A 15,366-nucleotide genomic window follows, 5' to 3' on the forward strand; every position below is an offset into this window, starting at 1 on the left:
CGCGTCACCTTTCGGTCGGTGCCGGCGGGCCGGCAGTGGGGCACGGTTCTTGTGGTCTTCGTGATCTGGGGGATGCCCGGTCAGGACGAGGCGTCGAGTTCTCGTTTCAGTGCGGTGAGGACCTCGTCGCACCAGTCGATGAATCCTTCTTCGATCCGCACGCCACCCCGGAGCACGAGGTATTGGTGCAACTTTCGGCCGGTCAGGCGATCGGGGGCGGGGTAGTCGTCCTTCTCGAAGGACTGGAACAGGTGCAGTCGCGCCACATGGAGTTCGCGGTGGCGTTCGAGTTCGGTGATGAGATCGGGCAGGCCGGGCACGTCGGCGGCGCGGATCTTCAGGCCGAGATCGTCTCGCAGTTTCTGGATCGGGGTCGGGGTGGCGACCCACTCGCGCAACGCCGATCGACCGGCGTCGGACAACGAATAGACCTTCTTGTCAGGCCTGCCGTCCTGCACGATCGGCTCGTAACTCACCAGCCCGTCCGCGTGCAGTTTGCGCAGCGTGCGATAGATCTGCTGGTGGGTGGCCGACCAGAAATGACCGATCGACCGGTCGAACTGGCGGCTGATCTCGTAGCCGGTGCCGGGCCGTTCGGACAACGACACCATGATCGCGTGTTCCAGAGCCACATGTGCACGGTAGCAGTGCAACAACGCGCTATGCAACAAGGTGAGTATGTGCGTGAGTGCATATCATCGAACGGCGCCAAGTATCGCGGTGGCACCCTGGTGGCATGGGCCAGAACACCGACCGCGCCCCGCGGGCAGCCGCCGACGTCGAGCACACCGCGGACGGCCGCTACATCGTGGTGAACGGCCGCCGATGGCGCGCAACGGATCCGTTGATCCCCGCAGGTCGGCGGGAAGAACTTCAGCACATCCTCATGGCGTGGCGACGCGAGGTACGACGAACCCGCGGAGCCGATGATGCGCGAGCCGGGGTCCAGGCGGCGAAAGTTGCTCTGGGCGAGCGCGGTACGCCGTGGTGGGAGCAGACCGATGCCCAGCGCCGGCAGCGTTGGGAGACCGCCGTCGGCGAGCCGTGACGCGGGCAGGTCAGTGTCGACGCCCGCCGAGCGCCGGCACATAGAGACGGGTGCCCTCGGCGAGTGAACCGGCGAACGGCGCGATCGCCAGGTTCTCGGTCCGTTCCGCACTCACGGCCGAGTCGTCGATCCTGTCCTCGGGGGCGATCCAGGGGGAACGATCGCGCAGGTGGCCGTCGCGGAGTTCGACGACTCGGTCGGCGATTGCGGTGACCCGGCGGTCGTGGGTGATCAACAACGTGGTGCGGCCCTGCGCAATACGCCGTAGCGGCGTCAGTATTCGCGACACGCTGGCGTCGTCGAGCCCCGACGTCGGTTCGTCGAGGATGAGTACCGGGGTGTCCCGGACCATCGCTCGTGCCATCGCGATGCGCTGGCGTTGACCACCGGACAGCGTGAGGCCGCCGTCGTCGATCCGGGTGTCGTAGCCATCGGGGAGATCGCGGATGAAGGCGTCGGCGTCGGCGGCGACGGCCGCGCGCACGATCTGTGCGCGATCGGCGTTCGGGGCACCGTAGGCGATGTTGTCGGCGACGCTGGCGCCCTTGATGATCGGGGTCTGGGGGAGCAAGGTCACCAGGCTGCGGATGTGGGTACCGGTCAGCGTGTCGTAGTCGTCGTCGCCGAGACAGATCGTTCCGGAGTCAGGGTGCTCGAAGCGGCACAGCAGTGAGGCGAGACTGGTTTTGCCCACCCCGCTCGGGCCGATGAGGGCCATAATCCGGCCGGGCCGCAGATCGAGCGATACCTCGTCGAGGACGGTGGTCTCACCGCGCTGCAGCGAGACCGAGCGCAATGACACGGGCAGTGCGGCGCCCGGTGTGGGGGAACTGTCCCGCGCGTCGGATGCGTCGTGCTCGGCGGGTTCGAGGTCGAGGATCTCCGCGACGCGTTCGGCACTGACCACGGCCGAGGCGATCGCGAGCCGGGCATCGGCGATCTCTTGCATCTTCGGATAGAGCAGACCGAGGTAACCGGTCAGCGCCAGCAGCTGGCCGACGCTCAGATGTCCTTGGCGAACCTGCCACACGCCGGCGACGGCGATGGCCAGGGTGACCACCACCTGGCCGAAGCCCATCACCGCGCCGAACCCCGCCTCGACCCGGGTCTGCGCGAGACGTGCTGCGCGCCAAGCCAGTCCGTGCGCATGCAGGACTTGGTGTTCGCGCTTCTGCTGGTTGTAGGCGACGGCGGTCTCGTGGCCGGCCAGCGCGGTTTCGACGGCGTCGGAGATGTCGCTGTTGGCGCCCCGCTCGTCGCGGGTGACCGCCATCTGGCGGCGGGCGAAGACCGAGGACACACCCCACAACATCGGGACGGCGGCCAGCGCGACCGCCGCGACCTGCCAGCTCATGAGGAACGCGGCGATCACCAGGCCGACGGTGTTGAAGATCGCGATGATGATCTGCATCACCCCGGACCCGACGAGATATTCGACGGCCTCGAGGTCGCTGGAGTGACGACTGACGAGGTTGCCGAGACCGAGTCGACGATGCAGCACCGGGTGGAGCCGCTGGACGTGGGCGAAGAGCCGGTCACGCAGCCGAAGGACCACCTGCTCGGAGACGCTCACCGCGACGACCTGGCCGAAGTAGTCGCCGGCCGTGGACACCGCGGTCAGTCCGAGCCACAGACCGGCAAGACGAGCGAAGTCCCACACACTGTGCGAATCGAGGGCTCCATCGATGACGTCGGCGAGGACGAAGACCGAGACGATCTCGCAGAGTGCGGCGACCCCGAGGAGACTGCCGGCGAACGCGAATCGCGTGCCCTGGCCGCGCATGGCGGGCAGGAATCGTCGAATGGCAGTGAGGGTGTTCATCGGACTCCGCAACCTGGTCGTCGAGTGTGTCGTGGAAGAAGTGCGTTCGGGCGCGCGTCGACGATTCATGCGCGTCGACGCGTCGGAACCCGGCGCGAGGTAAGCGGTTCGCGCCGGGTTTCCGATCGGGAGTGATCAGGCGGTGCGGGTCACTGCCACACCCAGATCCACCGGAAGGTCCGCCAGTCCCAGATGCGGACGCGGCGGCGGCGCGGCTGGGGCTCGAAGCGGCGCTGCGGACCGAACTGACGGGGCTGTCCTGGCATGAGATGTTCTCCTTCGATCAAGGCCGGCGTCGATGCCGACAGAGATGAAACTAGGAGCCGTTGCTGCGTCCGCGCTGCCTCGTCGCTGAGAGCCCGCTGTCAGTGAAACCTGTACAGCAGCTGTGTGTTTCGCCAACGAAGAGGGAGCGTCGCAGGCCGGCCCGAGTCACCACATGCGCAGCGGTACATCGGGGATCAGGGGAGTGGGGAGCGGGGGAGGTGTGCCCGGTGGCCCCGCGTGCCCGCCATTGCCGGGCAGCGGCGGCACCGGACCGATTGTCGGTTGTGACGCGTCACGGATCCTGTCGAGGATTTCCGCGAGCGTCTCAGTGCTGGTGTGGTGTGTCCCGGTGATCACCCCGACCATCGCCGCGAAGGCGTCCGACTCGGGGTCGTTGAAGTACGACCCGTGTGCCGACAGTCCGAACAGCCACTCCCCGTTGCCATCTCGTCCGGTGGGCAATGGTTGGTAGCCCGCCAGGTCGGGGCTGTCGCCGAGCGGGTTGTCGGGTATGAGGCGCGACATCATGATGGGGTCGAAGGGTGCGGTGATGGTGTACCGGTGCACACCGGGACTGGTCGCCGCCGGCCCCAGTACGCCGGTTCCGGCCGACGACGCGTGAATGACGTTGTCGGCGCGCAATCCGAGCTGATCGGCGGTCCCCACGATGGTCCCGCCATAGGAGTGCCCGAGGTAGGTCGTCGTAGCCGACGGCGCGATCGTGGCGATCTCGGCGTCGAGGGCGTGGCCGAAATCGACCAGCCGCGGCGCCATCTCGAGTGCGAACTGCGGATCGACGGCGGAGTCGTCGATGACCGATGCCAAGGCCTTGACCTGGTCGAGGGGATTGGTCGAGATCGGCAACCGCGGTGGGTTGACCACGTTTTGCGGAAAGTCGCCGTCGAGGTAGATGAACACCGGACCACGCGTCTGCTCCGCCAGGTTGTAGGCCGCTGTCCAGTTGCCACCGCCGTAGCCGCGCGCGTTGGTGCCGGTACCGGGTACGTAGACGGTGGCGTTGCGGGTGGTGGGTGTGAGCGCGCCGACCATCTCGACCAGCCGCGGGTTGTCACCGTCGGTGAAGGAGACGAACACGCGCTCGGTGTGCGCCGCCAGCGGGGCGTTGGGTGCGTCGCCCTGGATCGACGAATACGGCGCCTTGCGCTGCTCGAGAAAGGACTGCAGCATTCGTGCGCGGTCGGTGTCGACGCCGTGCGTACGGATCTCGCCGGCCAGCGCGTTGCGGATGCTGATCTCGTTGGCGACACCGCGCAGCTCGAAGGGAACGCCGTTCAGGTTTCCCATGGTCTCGGGGTCGGCCTGGATGAGCTGCCGCAGATCGTCGGCGTCGGTCTGGGCGAGCAGAGTGCGCCGCTGGTCGACGTCGAGCGAGTTCAGGGTCCGAACCATCGCATCCGGGTCCATGGTGCCCAGACCTGGCACCGTCACGTCCGGCTGGCCCAGGATCATCGAGGCGAGATCGGAGCGCAGATCGTCGAGTCTGGTGCCGTAGAGCTCGTCGACCTCGTCGAGAACCCGAAGACCCTGCTGTATCCGGGCCTCGAACGCCGCGGCGTCCGCCGATCTCGTCGCCAGCGAATGGGAGACCGCGCCCTCGTCGGTGACGGTGAAGCCGAGCCGCCTCGCCTCGTCGACGGCGGCGAGTAGGTCACGGCGTGCCTGCTCCAGGTCTGTGCGGGCATCGGCGGCTTCATCGGCGATCTGCTGCAACACATTTCGCACCTCGTAGGCGTGATCGTGTTCCTGGCGCAGGCGGGCGAGGGCCGCGTCATGTGTCTTGCCGTGCCACTCGCTTGGCCGAAGTGCGCTGCCGAGCGCGACGTCGAGTCCCTGCTCGAGAACACCCGCGGCAGTGGTGGCTGCGTCTGCGGCCGCAGAGATGTCGGCCACCGGCCAGGCGCGGGCAGCGGAGATGGACAGGCGCATCAGCGTTGCGGCAACAGGTCGAAGGCGCGTCCGGCCGCGGCGTCACTCGCCTGCGCATCGGCGCTGAATTGCTGCAGCGCAACGCTCATCGCCAGCAGGCGATCGGCGATCGAGTCGGCGGCCGCGCGGCTGGGTTCGGCCAGTGAGCGCAGGGCTGTGGTGACCCGGGTCGGTGGTCCGTCGACTTGCTCGAGCCCGTCCCACGGAATGTCGGCGATGAATCGGGCGCGTTCTCGCCAACCGGCGCAGATTCCGGCGAGTTCGTCCGGGTCTATGCCGAACAGTGTGTCGTCGTCACCGAAAACGCGCTCGATGGTGTCGGGCAGCATCGTCAGCAGGTGTGAGAGCGGTGTCATGGGTACCCTCCGGCGTCGTGGTTCGGTCGAGTCGGTCGACCTGATGCATTGGACGCGGCGAGGGGGCCGATCGGTTCCATGCTCCGCGCTGATTGTGCACACGTGACGTGGCGGTGCGCCGATGGCCGTCGAAGGAACTTGCTCTGGATCAACCCGGTGTGCAGGTGCGTCAGTCGTACTGGATGTACTCGACAACAGCTCCATCGGGATGTCTGGCGATCAGTCGTGGACCGTTGGGTGCGGGTGCGGGGCCCTCGAGGACAGTGCCTCCGAGGTCGGCGACGGTGCGCTCCACCACCGCGATGTCGCGGACGATGACGGTCGCGGTCCGTGAGCGCACCTGCTCATCGCCGCCCTCGATCAGCAGGAACGCGCCGACCGTGGCAAGGCGGATGTCTCGAAACCCGAAAGTGTGTGGCTCGTCGCCGGTGAGTTCGCGATACAACGGCAGCGCCGCGTCAAGATCGTCGACGTGGACGCGGGCAAGGGCGGCAACGATGTTGGAGGGGGCGTCGGTCATGTCGGGGTAACGCGGACGGGACCGACGCTGTTCCGCTCCCGCGGGCGCACACCCGGCCGGAGGCCGGCGAGGATGTCACAGTGCGCCTCCGTGGATCTCTTTCAAACACAGCAGGCGCACACCGGCCGGAGGCCGGAAGGGATGTCACAGTGCCCCCGGCAGGATTCGAACCTGCGACCAGCTGATTAGAAGGCAGCTGCTCTATCCCCTGAGCTACGGAGGCGTGCCTCGGCCGCGAGCGGCTGAAAGGCCTGGGAAGTATATCCCGGTCGGATGTCAGGACGGCGACCGTCCCCTCGGCGGTCGCCGTCCTTGCCCGATCAGCATGCCCGACCATCGGGCTCTGTGGCGCACGCCGGAGCGTCCCTGTGGACAACTCCGCCCTGTCGGTCGGCGACCGGGTCAGGCGACGCAGCGGAAACCGAGGTGTGAGGTGGCGGAGTCGTCGGATTGCGGTGAGCGTGCGGCAGGTCGGTATCGACGACAGTACTGGGGTGAACACAGGTGTGAGCCACCCTTGGTGACGCGAAGAACAGTGGGAGAAGTGCTGGGCGCCAACAGGTTCTGCCGTCCGCCGGCGGTGACCGTCGACATGTCGGGCGGGACGTGGCGGGGTGTGAACACCTCGGCGGTGCGTTCCCACACGTTGCCGATCATGTCGAACAGACCGAACGGATTCGATGGGTAATACCCGACCGGGCTGGTCCCGCCCCAGCCCTCGTTGCGGTAGGGGAATCGTCCGATCCACGTGTTGGCCACGACCGCGCCGTCCGGGTGGAGCTCGTCGCCCCACGCGTAGTCGTGTCCGTCGAGCCCGCCCCGGGCCGCGCATTCCCACTCGGCCTCGGTGGGCAGGCGGCGCCCGGCCCACCGGGCGTACGCGTCGGCATCGGCGTAAGCGATCTGGGTGACCGGGTGGTCGAGCCGGTCGTCGACCCCGGAGTCGGGGCCGAGGGGATGGCGCCACGATGCACCGGGCACGTAGCGCCACCATGCGCGCCAGTCGGTGAGGTCCACGGGGCCGTCGGTCGGGGTGAACACCACTGCGCCGGGAACGAGCTCGGCGGGGTCGGCACCCGGGAAGTCTGCCGGGTCGAGTGGCCGCTCGGCGACGGTGCGGTAGCCGGTGTCGGCGACGAACGTCGCGAACTGTGCATTGGTCACCGGGTGAACCTCGACGGAAAAGGACTCCACGTGGCGAATGTGGGCAGGTCGCTCCTCGGCGTAGAAGCGGTCCGAGCCCATCTCGAAGTCGGCCGTAGGGATGGCGACGAGCTCGGTCAGTCCGCATGCCGACCCGGCGCGATGGGCGCACCGGCCGGGAAGGGAAGTGTCGCCGTGCACTCATCGATGGTGCCACCGGTGGCGCGGTCGTGCCTGCGCCGCACGCGCCGACGCGGGAGAACCGCCGGTGCGATTAGACTGGTTCACCGTTGTGTCAGGGCCCGGCTCCCTCCGCGCCCGGGGATCGCCCGCCGCAGATGAGACCGCGAGTAGTTCGTCGGCCCCACGACCCGAAAACCACTGGTAGAGAGGCTCACGCGTGGCAGAGTTCATTTACACCATGAAGAAGGTGCGCAAGGCGCACGGCGACAAGGTCATCCTCGATGACGTCACGATGTCGTTCTTCCCGGGCGCCAAGATCGGCGTCGTCGGTCCGAACGGCGCGGGTAAGTCGTCGATCCTGAAGATCATGGCCGGCATCGACCAGCCGTCGAACGGCGAGGCCTTCCTCGACCCCGATGCGACCGTCGGCATCCTGCAGCAGGAGCCTCCCCTCAACGAGGAGAAGACGGTCAAGCAGAACGTCGAGGAGGGGATGGGCGAGATCAAGGTCAAGCTCGACCGCTACAACGAGATCGCCGAGCTCCTCGCGACCGACTACTCCGACGAGCTCATGGAGGAGATGGGCAAGCTTCAGGAGGACCTCGACAACGGTGACGCCTGGGATCTCGACTCCCAGCTGGAGCAGGCGATGGACGCCCTTCGCTGCCCGCCCGGGGACTCGCCGGTCACCCATCTCTCCGGCGGTGAGCGGCGTCGCGTCGCGCTGTGCAAACTGCTGCTGAGCAAGCCCGATCTGCTGCTGCTCGACGAGCCGACCAACCACCTCGACGCCGAGAGCGTGCTGTGGCTCGAGCAGTTCCTGGCGAGCTACCCGGGTGCGGTGCTGGCCGTCACCCACGACCGCTACTTCCTCGATCACGTGGCGGAGTGGATCTGCGAGGTCGATCGCGGCAAGTTGATCCCGTATCAGGGCAACTACTCGACCTATCTGGAGAAGAAGGCCGAGCGTCTGGAGGTCCAGGGCAAGAAAGACCAGAAACTGCAGAAGCGCCTCAAGGAGGAGCTGGCCTGGGTCCGCTCGGGTGCCAAGGCCCGCCAGACCAAGAACAAGGCACGTCTGGCGCGCTACGAGGAAATGGCGGCCGAGGCGGAGAAGACGCGCAAGCTCGACTTCGAGGAGATCCAGATCCCCACCCCGCCCCGGCTGGGTGACGTCGTCGTGGAGGTCTCGCATCTGGACAAGGGCTTCGACGGTCGGGTGCTGATCAAGGATCTGTCGTTCACGTTGCCCCGCAACGGTATCGTCGGTGTGATCGGCCCGAACGGTGTTGGTAAGACGACGCTGTTCAAGACGATCGTCGGGTTGGAGAAGCCGGATTCGGGCACCGTCAAGGTCGGCGAGACGGTCAAGCTCAGCTACGTCGATCAGAATCGCGCGAACATCGACCCCAAGAAGTCGGTGTGGGAGGTCGTCTCCGACGGTCTGGACTACATCGAGGTCGGCCAGAACGAGATGCCGTCGAGGGCGTACGTGTCGGCATTCGGATTCAAGGGCCCCGATCAGCAGAAGCGGTCGGAGGTCCTCTCCGGTGGTGAGCGTAACCGCCTCAACCTGGCGTTGACCCTCAAGGAGGGCGGCAACCTGATCCTGCTGGACGAGCCGACCAACGACCTCGACGTCGAGACCCTCTCGTCGCTGGAGAACGCGCTCGAGCAATTCCCGGGTTGCGCGGTCGTCATCAGCCACGACCGCTGGTTCCTCGACCGCACCTGCACCCACATCCTCGCGTGGGAGGGCAACGTCGAAGAGGGCACCTGGTTCTGGTTCGAGGGCAACTTCGAGGCCTACGAGGCCAACAAGGTCGATCGCCTCGGCGCCGACGCCGCGCGCCCCCACCGGGTCACGCATCGCAAGCTCACGCGCGACTGATCGCCGGGCGGCGCCGCAGGCGCTAGGCTCGCCATGGAGCCAACGGCGGCGCCTCCGTCACCCCTGCGCCGCGCACGAGAGGGTGATTGTCGTTGTCGGATGTGACTGCGCTTCTGCCGCAAGTCATTCCCAGCTATCTGGCGACCTCGGTGGGTGTCACCGGAGATGCGGCGGGAACCGATCGGTCGAGCATCGATCCGGGCACTCTCGACCCGGCCGTCCTCGACCGCATCCGGGCGCACATGGAGATCGCCGCGATCCGTCGACCCGGTGAATCGGTGGTCGAGGTCACCACCGACGGAGCGGGCGGCACAGATGTGGTGGTGGTGACCGACGACATGCCCCTGCTGGTGGAGTCGGTGCTCGCCGCGCTCGAGGGGCGAGGGATGACGGTCACCCGCATCGATCACCCGATCATGGCGGTCACCCGTGACCAGACGGGCACCCTCACCGACATCTGCGGCCCCCACGCAGGCCTGGCCGAGTCGTGGATCTCGGTGACGGCGTTGTCGAGTCGGGAGACGGTCGACGATGCGCAGCTGCGGGCCGACATCCGGCGGGGGATCGATGTGGTCGCCGTCATCGACGGTGACGCCGCCGCGATGCGGGAGCGTTTGACCGGATGTTCGGCGGAGTGCGCCGGCGCGCATCTCGGCGACGAATCGGGTGTGTCCGCCGACGTGCAGCGCGAGTACGCCCGGCTGCTCGAGTGGTTCGCCGGCAACCACTTCGTGCCACTCGGATATGCACGGCTCGACGCCTCCGGTGCGGTGACCGACCGGCTCGGTCTCAACCGCGCCGAGTCCGTCGACCTGGACTTCCCGAGAATCGATTCCTCGCCCCTGACGCCCCGCGTGTCGCGGGTGTTCCTCGATACCGGAATCCAGCGCTCGAAGTTCCCGATCCTCATCGCGGTGCCGGCGTTCGACGCTGCGGGAGCGCACGTCGGCGAGCACCGTTTCCTCGGTGTCTTCACCTCCTCGGGCCTGCATCAGACGGTGCTCGACGTCCCTGTTCTACGCGGCAAGGTGCACGACGTGGTCGCCCTCGCGGGCGTCGACGAGGACTCGTTTGCCGGACGCACGATGGTCGAACTCCTCCAGAACTACCCGCTGGTCGAGATGTTCCAGGACACGACCGCGGAACTGCATCGGCGAATCGACGAGATGCTCGACGCCGTCGCGACGCGATCGCTGCGGGTGTTTCTGCGCGTGCACCCCGCAGGCGGAGCCGCCACCGCGCTCATCTACCTACCGCGCGACCGGTACAACACCCCGTCACGAACTGCGCTGGGGAGGGCCGTCACCGAAATGCTCGAGGGCAGCGACCTCGAGTACTCGGCGCGGGTCAGTGAGCGCCCGCTCGCGTTGCTGCAGGTGATGGTTCGGGTGGACCCCGACGTCGCGCGCTCGTGGGGGTCGGTCGACATCGGCACCGATGTACAGCGCCGGATGCAGATCACCCTGTCCGAGGCAATCCGGAGTTGGGACGAGCGGGTGCGTGAACTGATCACCACCACCGCCTCGGAGCGGGCCCTGCCGCCCGGTGGCGCCGACGCCATGCTGCGGCTGATCAACACGTTGCCGGCCGACTACAAGGACCAGCGTGCGCCCGCCGACGCGGTCGGCGACCTCGCGCACGTGGCCGCACTCGAGCCCGGGCATCTGGCCGTCACGTTCGCCAAGCATTCGGGTGCGCAGAGCCGAACCGACCGGGATCATTGGGACTTCACCCTGTACCTGTGTGACGAGTCGGCCACCCTGACCGACGTGCTGCCCGTCCTGCACAGTCTGGGCCTCGACGTCATCGACGAACACCCGTATGCCTTGCGCGGCATCGGCGACAAGGACTGTCACGTCTACGAATTCGCCGTGGTCCTGACCGCCGGGATGGATGTCGACGTCGATCACGCCGACGACCTCCCCGAGCGGTTCACCGAGGCATTCGCCCAGATCTGGCGGCAACACGCGCAGATCGATGCGTACAACGAGCTGATCATCCGATGTGGGCTGGACTGGCGGGCCGCGGCGATGCTCCGTGCCTACGGCCGCTATCTCAAGCAGTGCGGATTCTCTTACAGCACAAGTCATGTCGCATCCACATTGGGCCGCTACCGTGAGGTCACGCGCGGGTTGGTCGCCTTGTTCGAGGCGTCGTTCGACCCGGCGGTCGCCGACGCGGACCGTCGTGCCGATGTACTCGAGCAACTGCGTTCGGACGTGGGGGCAGTGCTGAGCCTCGACGCCGACCGCATCGTGTCGGCGTTCCTCGCGGTCATCGCCGCCACCGATCGGACCAATTTCTATGTGCTCGGCGCGCCGGGCAACTCCGGCGACACGACGGACAGCGACACGACGGACAGCGACACGACGAACAGCGACGACGAGCACCGACCGGTGATGTCGTTCAAGCTGCGTCCGCGCGACATCCCGCAAACCCCGGAACCCCGTCCGTTGCACGAGATCTTCGTGTACTCGCCACGTGTGGAGGGGGTGCATCTGCGATTCGGTGCCGTCGCCCGAGGTGGGCTGCGGTGGTCGGATCGGCGCGAGGACTTCCGCACCGAGATCCTCGGTCTGGTCAAGGCGCAAGCGGTCAAGAATGCGGTGATTGTGCCGGTCGGGGCCAAGGGCGGATTCGTCCTGACCCGGCCGCCGGCCCCGACCGGAGATGCCGCCGCCGACCGAGAGGCATTGCGGGCGGAGGGAATCGACTGTTATCGCATGTTCATCTCCGGTCTGCTCGACGTCACCGACAACATCGACCGTGCGACCGGCGAGGTGATCCCGGCCCGATCAGTGGTCCGGCGCGACGGTGACGATCCGTATCTGGTTGTCGCCGCCGACAAGGGCACTGCGGCGTTCTCCGACATCGCCAACGACGTGGCGGGGCGGTACGGCTTCTGGCTCGGTGATGCCTTCGCGTCCGGGGGCTCGGCCGGCTACGACCACAAGGCCATGGGCATCACGGCGCGCGGTGCGTGGGAATCGGTGAAGCGCCACTTCCGGGAAATGGGAATCGACACCCAGACACAGGATTTCACGGTCGTGGGTATCGGCGACATGAGCGGTGACGTGTTCGGCAACGGCATGCTGCTCAGCGAGCACATCCGACTCGTCGCCGCCTTCGATCATCGCCACATCTTCATCGACCCCACCCCCGACGCCGCATCCTCGTATGCCGAGCGGGCGCGGATGTTCGCGCTGCCGCGCTCGTCGTGGGCCGACTACGACGAGCGACTGATCAGTCCCGGCGGAGGTGTCTGGTCGCGCGAACGCAAGTCGATCCCGATCAGTCCCGAGATGCGCGCGGCCCTCGGGCTTCCCGACGATGTGACCACCCTGTCGCCGCCCGAGCTGATCCGGGCCGTGCTGCTCGCGCCGGTCGACCTGCTGTGGAACGGAGGCATCGGCACCTACATCCGAGCCTCGACCGAATCCGACGCCGACGTCGGTGACAAGGCCAATGACGCGATCCGAGTCACCGGAGACGAGTTGCGCTGCAAGGTGATCGGCGAGGGAGGCAATCTCGGGGTGACCGAGCGTGGCCGCATCGAGTTCGACCTCGCGGGCGGACGGGTCAACACCGACGCCATGGACAACTCGGCAGGTGTGGACTGCTCCGACCACGAGGTCAACATCAAGATCCTGCTCGATGCCGCGGTGTCCTCGGGGGGCTTGGCGCAGGCCGATCGCAACCCGCTGCTCGAGTCGATGACCGACGAGGTCGCGCGACTGGTGTTGGCCGACAACATCTCCCAGAACTCCGAACTGGGATTCTGTCGCGCCTACTCCCGTGACCGGGTGGACGTGCACGTACGACTGCTGACCGCCCTCGCCGCCCGTGGGGTGAATTTGACACTCGAGGCGCTGCCCAGCCCGGTCGCGTTGCGCAAGCGATTCGACTCCGATACCCACCGCGGCCTCACCTCGCCAGAACTCGCCACGCTGATGGCGCATGTGAAGCTGGTCGCCAAGGACGACCTGCTCGCCGGTGACCTCCCGGACAACGACGTGTTCGACCATCGGCTCACCCACTATTTCCCGGTGCCGTTGCAGGAACGATTCGCCGCCGAGATCCACGACCATCGCCTGCGTCGGGAGATCGTGACCACGGTGCTTGTCAACGACGTCGTCGACCGCGCGGGCATCACCCATCTGTTCCGACTCGGTGAGGCGACCGGTGCGACCACCGAGGAGCTCGTCCGCGCATTCGTGGTGGCCGAGCAGGTCTTCGGGATGGCCGGTCTGCTCGACCGCATCCAGAGCGCGTCGGCCTCCATCGACGCGGTCGACGAGATGATGCTCTACGCGCGGCGATTGCTGTTCCGTGCGTCGCGCTGGTTCCTGGCATTCCGGCCGCAACCGTTGCCGATGGCTTCGGACATCACCCGCTACCGCGAGCGGGTCGCCGACCTGACCGCGCGCCTCGACGGCTGGTTCGGTGCGGCGTCGGCCGCCGACGTCGACGCGCGGGTGCGCCGATATCACTCCCTCGGCGTGGCACCGGATCTCGCTCACGATGTGGCGGTCAGTCTGCATCGATTCTGCCTGCTCGACATCATCGACGCGGCCGAGATCGCCGACCGTGAGCCGGTCGAGGTGGGTGAGCTGTACTTCGCTGTGATGGAGCACTTCGGTCTCGAGGAATTGCTCACCGCGGTGTCGAATCTCGAATACGGCGACCGATGGCATGCGTTGGCGCGCTTGGCGTTGCGTGACGACATGCACGGTGCGCTGCGGGCGTTGACGCTGACGATCCTCGAGGGCAGCGAGCCCGACGAACCGTGCGCGGAGAAGATCAGCGAGTGGGAGAGCGCGCACTCGTCTCGTCTGGCGCGGGTGCGGTCGATGCTGGCCGAGATCGAGGCGGCCGGCAACATCGACCTCGCCACACTGTCGGTGGCCGCCCGACAACTCCGCAGTGTCATCCGGTGAGTGGGATCCGATGAGCCGCAACGCCGTCGGACCGCACGCGGTACGCGAAGAGGGGAGTCGCAGTGCTCTACGAGGATGAGGGAACCGCCACCGAGAAGGGATATGTCGTGCGGGTCCCGGTGCGGTGGTCCGACATGGACGTCTTCCAACACATCAACCACGCACGGATGGTGACCCTCCTGGAAGAGGCCCGAATCCCGTGGCTGTTCTACGACGGACGGCCCACCGCCGATCTGCGGCGCGGCTGTCTGGTCGCCGACCTGCACGTGAAGTACGCAGCGCAGATCCGCCACGACGAGGGTCCCATCGTGGTCACCATGTTCGTGGAAAAGGTTCGCGCGGTGGACTTTATCGTCGGCTATGAGGTGCGCCCCGACGGTGCGCAGCCCCACGACGCACCGGCCGTCATCGCCTCCACCCAACTCGTCGCGTTCGACGTGGATGCGCAGCGTTTGCGGCGCCTCACCGCGGACGAACGCACGTACCTGGAGACCTTCCGGTTGCCGAGCACCACCGAGCAGACCGCGCCGCGTCATGGAGGGTGAACGGCATCTGACGTTGCAGCGCGCTGCCGACCTCTCCGACGCGCTGGCGTTCCTCGGCCGTGCCCACCGGCTCGACGACGCTGCCGTTGTCCGCCTGGCGGTACGCGGCGACGGGCTGATCGGCCTGTGGTCACACACCGGGTTCGACGTCCTGGTCACCCGCTCGGTGTTCGGGCGGATGGCGCCCAAGGATCTGGTGGCCGACGTGACCTCCTTGCGCGCAGCGCTTTCCGGTGCGACAGCCGGAACCCCCGTCGACCCGGGTATGCCGTTCGATTCGGCGTGGCGCGGCGCACTGCCGCTGCTCAGCGGTTTTCGCCACGTCGATGACGTGCCCGCGCGCACGGTGGTGGGGCTCGTCCGGGACGGTGCTCGCGTCGCACGCGAGGAGGGCAGCGCGCACGGCCCGGCGACCGGCGTACTCGATCAGGACGTGCTGGAGGTGACCTCGACCGACGGCGGTCTGCGGGCCGCAGTGTCCTTGCGCGCGCTGTTCGCGCTCACCGGAATGGGTTTCGTCCGCGACGCGCAGGGCCGCGCGATCACCGAGGACTCCGATGCCGAGGCGATCGATGCCGATGAGCCGATCCGAATCCGGATGTCGGCGGCCTGGATTCGAATCGACGCGAGGTTCGGCGCGGTCTACCTGCGCCGCCACCGCGACCTCGGCGTCACCGTGCTGTGACCGCTCGGCGGTCCTTCGGTGC

11 protein-coding genes and 1 tRNA gene are annotated in these 15,366 nt (G+C 67.3%); 5 read left to right on the forward strand and 7 right to left on the reverse strand.

The genetic code is table 11. The annotated features are described in order from the left end of the window. Nucleotides 1–80: 80 nt before the first annotated feature. A complete protein-coding gene (locus GOPIP_RS18175) occupies nt 81–632 on the reverse strand; it encodes a PadR family transcriptional regulator (protein WP_014359698.1) in 552 nt (183 codons plus the stop codon). Between the two features lie 104 nt (nt 633–736). Here GOPIP_RS18175 and GOPIP_RS18180 point away from each other — a divergent pair, with 104 nt between their 5' ends. After that, the gene (locus tag GOPIP_RS18180) at nt 737–1,048 is read left to right on the forward strand and encodes a hypothetical protein (protein WP_006371230.1); all 312 of its coding nucleotides are present in this window, start codon (nt 737–739) and stop codon (nt 1,046–1,048) included. A 10-nt stretch (nt 1,049–1,058) separates the two neighbouring features. Here the strand turns inward: GOPIP_RS18180 and GOPIP_RS18185 are convergent, their stop codons facing one another. From GOPIP_RS18185 to GOPIP_RS18210, 6 genes are all read right to left on the reverse strand, one after another. Then, nucleotides 1,059–2,870 carry an ABC transporter ATP-binding protein gene (locus GOPIP_RS18185; RefSeq protein WP_006371231.1) on the reverse strand — a complete coding sequence of 604 codons (1,812 nt, stop codon included), beginning with the start codon at nt 2,868–2,870 and terminating at the stop codon, nt 1,059–1,061. Between the two features lie 432 nt (nt 2,871–3,302). Then, entirely contained in the window at nt 3,303–5,084 is a 1,782-nt protein-coding gene (locus GOPIP_RS18190; protein WP_006371232.1) for an alpha/beta hydrolase, read from the reverse strand. Next, on the reverse strand, nt 5,084–5,440 hold the full coding sequence (locus GOPIP_RS18195; RefSeq protein ID WP_006371233.1) for a hypothetical protein: 357 nt from the start codon (nt 5,438–5,440) through the stop codon (nt 5,084–5,086). The genes GOPIP_RS18190 and GOPIP_RS18195 overlap by 1 nt, the downstream gene beginning before the upstream one ends. Nucleotides 5,441–5,609: 169 nt before the next feature. After that, entirely contained in the window at nt 5,610–5,960 is a 351-nt protein-coding gene (locus tag GOPIP_RS18200) for a VOC family protein (RefSeq protein ID WP_006371234.1), read from the reverse strand. A 150-nt stretch (nt 5,961–6,110) separates the two neighbouring features. After that, nucleotides 6,111–6,183: transfer RNA gene (locus tag GOPIP_RS18205), tRNA-Arg, on the reverse strand. A gap of 179 nt (nt 6,184–6,362) precedes the next feature. Then, complete coding sequence (locus tag GOPIP_RS18210) at nt 6,363–7,304, reverse strand: formylglycine-generating enzyme family protein (RefSeq protein ID WP_006371235.1); 942 nt, start codon at nt 7,302–7,304, stop codon at nt 6,363–6,365. Between the two features lie 199 nt (nt 7,305–7,503). Here GOPIP_RS18210 and ettA point away from each other — a divergent pair, with 199 nt between their 5' ends. From ettA to GOPIP_RS18230, 4 genes are all read left to right on the forward strand, one after another. Further along, nucleotides 7,504–9,177 (forward strand): energy-dependent translational throttle protein EttA, encoded by a 1,674-nt coding sequence (ettA, locus tag GOPIP_RS18215; protein ID WP_006371236.1) that lies wholly within the window; start codon nt 7,504–7,506, stop codon nt 9,175–9,177. An 86-nt stretch (nt 9,178–9,263) separates the two neighbouring features. After that, on the forward strand, nt 9,264–14,114 hold the full coding sequence (locus tag GOPIP_RS18220) for an NAD-glutamate dehydrogenase (RefSeq protein WP_006371237.1): 4,851 nt from the start codon (nt 9,264–9,266) through the stop codon (nt 14,112–14,114). A gap of 62 nt (nt 14,115–14,176) precedes the next feature. Next, nucleotides 14,177–14,659, forward strand: coding sequence for an acyl-CoA thioesterase (locus GOPIP_RS18225; protein WP_006371238.1), 483 nt, complete (start codon nt 14,177–14,179; stop codon nt 14,657–14,659). Beyond that, nucleotides 14,649–15,344 (forward strand): DUF8010 domain-containing protein, encoded by a 696-nt coding sequence (locus GOPIP_RS18230; RefSeq protein ID WP_006371239.1) that lies wholly within the window; start codon nt 14,649–14,651, stop codon nt 15,342–15,344. The genes GOPIP_RS18225 and GOPIP_RS18230 overlap by 11 nt, the downstream gene beginning before the upstream one ends. Nucleotides 15,345–15,366: the final 22 nt, after the last annotated feature.

It is taken from the genome of Gordonia polyisoprenivorans NBRC 16320 = JCM 10675, from assembly GCF_000241325.1.
Lineage (GTDB): Bacteria > Actinomycetota > Actinomycetes > Mycobacteriales > Mycobacteriaceae > Gordonia > Gordonia polyisoprenivorans.

Bases quoted from the DNA above. Each gene is read 5' to 3' on its own strand.
- GOPIP_RS18180 (WP_006371230.1), top strand. From the start codon at position 737: ATGGGCCAGAACACCGACCGCGCCCCGCGGGCAGCCGCCGACGTCGAG.
- GOPIP_RS18230 (WP_006371239.1), top strand. From the start codon at position 14,649: ATGGAGGGTGAACGGCATCTGACGTTGCAGCGCGCTGCCGACCTCTCC.
- GOPIP_RS18190 (WP_006371232.1), bottom strand. From the start codon at position 5,084: ATGCGCCTGTCCATCTCCGCTGCCCGCGCCTGGCCGGTGGCCGACATC.
- GOPIP_RS18185 (WP_006371231.1), bottom strand. From the start codon at position 2,870: ATGAACACCCTCACTGCCATTCGACGATTCCTGCCCGCCATGCGCGGC.
- GOPIP_RS18200 (WP_006371234.1), bottom strand. From the start codon at position 5,960: ATGACCGACGCCCCCTCCAACATCGTTGCCGCCCTTGCCCGCGTCCAC.
- GOPIP_RS18195 (WP_006371233.1), bottom strand. From the start codon at position 5,440: ATGACACCGCTCTCACACCTGCTGACGATGCTGCCCGACACCATCGAG.